Source organism: Shewanella sp. 10N.286.54.B9 (assembly GCF_041468565.1).
Classification (GTDB): Bacteria; Pseudomonadota; Gammaproteobacteria; order Enterobacterales; family Shewanellaceae; genus Shewanella.
Map to the genome: position 1 here is coordinate 1 of NZ_JBFRIY010000127.1, position 3,025 is coordinate 3,025.

The following is a 3,025-nucleotide window of genomic DNA, read 5'->3' on the forward strand; positions in this document are numbered from 1 at the left end:
TTGTTCATCATCATTCCCTTAGGCACTCCTGTTGAGGTTTGCCATTGGAGTTAACCGTTACGCTAGCGCACTAACCGTGTTAACTCTTGAAACTTATGTTTATGGCAACCTATTTAGGTTGCCATTTTTTTTGGTTATTAAACGACAGCGTTAAGTTGAGCGTCTAACATCACCACTATCGATGGGTGATATCCTTCTCGCGCTTGTGCGTAGATCTTTTTAATCTCTTCTCTATAGCCAGCTTTGAGCAGTTCAGCATAAAGTGGCTTAACAAATTTACCCCGGCCAATTTTTACTAAGTAATCACCTACTGCCTCTAAAGCTTCAGTGTAGCCATTACGGATAGCCACCCTATACCAATCACAAGCTATTTCAGCATTGGTTGATACTGTAAATGAAAATGCAGCGTCAAGTGCTTTAAGCTGATCATAGCTTACGACCTCTGGAAGGTTGGTCAGGAAATACTGCCAGTGATGCACTAACCAGCCTGTAGTATTAAGATCGGCAGCAGCATGGCCCGCTTCAAATGCTGACAGAGCCTCAGTGACCTTGTCTAAACTATTTGATGTTGGCGCGTTAAACCACTCAGGCATCCCTTCGCCATAGATCCAGCCCATGAGCTCAGCTTCGCTAATCAGCTCACTATGCTCGACAAGCAATGTCTTTTTGGCATACTCAACAAAAGTCTCTGTTGTTATCGCTTCAAAAGCGAAAGCTTGTACATATTCATAGAGGAATTTGTCAAAAGCAATGCGCCCTAAACGCTTTTCAAGATCATGAACAAACATTGAAGCTTTATCATAGGTGAAACGATTAAAGGCTTCATTAGGATCTTGAGTTTGCATATTGGCGGGTAAAGTTTGAGCTGCTAATGCTGTAGACTCAATCGCTTCCTTTAATCGACCATACTCCAATACTACTTCGAGCTCTGCCAACTCTTTACCAAACACCTTTTCGACAATGCGGTTAGTAAAATAAGTCGTGAAGCCTTCGTTTAACCATAGATCGCGCCATGTCGCGTTACTGACAAGGTTACCGGTCCAGGAATGCGCTAACTCATGGGCAACAGTTGAAACTAAGCTCTTATCTCCAGCGATTAGCGTCGGTGTCATAAAGGCTAACCTTGGGTTTTCCATTCCACCGAAAGGGAAACTCGGTGGCAATACAATCATGTCATAGCGCCCCCAAGGGTATGGGCCCAATAAAGATTCAGCCACTTCAACCATACTTTCAGTATCTTCAAACTCTGCAACGGCTGACTCAACAACCTCTGGCTCCGCATAGACACCAGTACGCGCACCTAATCGCCCAAAGGCTAGATCACCGACGGCTATAGCGAGCAGGTGTGTCGGCATGGCTTTTTCCATGGTGAAGCTAAAGCGACCATCAAGTGCTGCAGTGGCATCATTCATGGCACTCATCACAGCTCGCATTCCTTTAGGTGCATTAATCACGGCATCGAAAGTTATTCTGGCTTTTGGGCTATCTTGCAGCGGGATCCAGCTACGTGCATTGATAGGTTGCGATTGACTGAATAAGAATGGCAGTTTCTTGCCACTGGTTTGAGCGGGGGTTAACCACTGTAACCCTTGTGCTTCAGGCGTAGTGGCATAGTGTATTTTCACGCTGCTAACTGAAGAGTCTAATTTGATACATAAGCGTTGACCTAAGATCTGATCTTGTTTATCAATCGCGTACTCCAAGACTTGATCGGCTGCAGTAGTGACCTTAAAAATCGTGATATCGCGTAGATCTAACATTAACTCACGAGTATTCTCATCTAAGTAAGTAAGATTTAGCTCCACCTGTCCGCTCAACTGCTTTGCAGCAAAGTCCACATCTAACATCAATGATAAATGTTTAACACGCACTTGCTCTGTATTGGCGAATGAATGGTAGTCACGGCTGTTATCCCATTGCTCTAACACGGCATATCCTTTCTAGTCATTGAATTTTTGGGTGGTATTTTAGTCAAAATCTTAATCTAGAGTGAAATTGACTCGAATTGTTTTAAGTGAAACACTTGCGAATATTGTATGCAAATATAAAAATTAGAGAAACCCTCCATGAAAAATAAACACTATATCCTGACGCTAATCATGAGCCCTTTGCTGATTATGTCACCATATACTGCAGCGCAAACTGCCCAACCATTAGAAAATGTTCTAAGCCAGAATCATGCCTGCAGCGATACCATCATTATCCGTTCTCAGGCATTGACGCCACAGCAGGTTGAATCAGCTTGTCAGTTACTGCAAAAACAGGAAGCTAAATTCCATAAACTATTCGGCACGTTAAATAAACCTGTAGCTCATGATAATAACCACAGTATGCGGGCAAACGTCTATCACTCACGTGAAGATTATAAAGCGAATGTCACTGCTCACTTCAATGTGCCCAGTGACAATGGCGGCATGTATCTGGAGGGCTTTCCTTGGGAGAAAGATAACCAAGCCGAGTTTGTTGCCTACGAAAAAAAAGGACAAGTGTGGAACCTAGCCCATGAATATGTCCATTATCTTGATGGCCGTTTTAACCTTTATGGTGATTTTTGTGCCTCATTACATGACTCGCATAGCGCGCCAGAGTACTGTCCTCAACCAACACCTTTGTATCCTCACCTCGTGTGGTGGAGCGAAGGCATTGCCGAATACATCTCTCTTGCTGACAATAATCCAAAAGCACTAAAGGTTATAGGTGCTAATAACCTGCAATTGAGCGAGTTGTTTAATACCAGTTATGAGCAGAACGGTGGCGGCGATAGAGTCTACCGCTGGGGCTATTTAGCCGTGCGATTTATGCTTGAACAACATAAAGATAAAATCGATGAAATGCTAATCTTCACTCGAAAAGGGGATTTCCCAAGGTACCAGGCATTAGTGAGCCAATGGGGAACCTCGATGGATGCAGAGTTTCAAACTTGGTTAGCTGAATTGGTTATACCAATTCCATTAAAGATGTGATTAATTCAGAGCTTTCTCAGGGCTTTCAATTCAAGGCGCATTGTGGAAGAAATGGTTATTCC

Annotated in this window: 2 protein-coding genes; one reads left to right on the forward strand and one right to left on the reverse strand. The window is 43.4% G+C overall.

Annotated features, from left to right (window positions below):
- Window positions 1-137 precede the first annotated feature (137 nt).
- Window positions 138-1,928: a M1 family metallopeptidase gene (locus AB4135_RS22105; RefSeq protein WP_371995562.1), complete on the reverse strand. Its 1,791-nt coding sequence runs from the start codon at window positions 1,926-1,928 to the stop codon at window positions 138-140.
- 138 nt (window positions 1,929-2,066) lie between these two features.
- On the opposite strand from AB4135_RS22105, the gene AB4135_RS22110 reads away from it, so the two are divergent.
- Window positions 2,067-2,963, forward strand: a complete 897-nt coding sequence (locus AB4135_RS22110; protein ID WP_371995563.1) for a collagenase — start codon at window positions 2,067-2,069, stop codon at window positions 2,961-2,963.
- Window positions 2,964-3,025 lie beyond the last annotated feature (62 nt).

Bases quoted from the DNA above. Each gene is read 5' to 3' on its own strand.
- AB4135_RS22110 (WP_371995563.1), top strand. From the start codon at position 2,067: ATGAAAAATAAACACTATATCCTGACGCTAATCATGAGCCCTTTGCTG.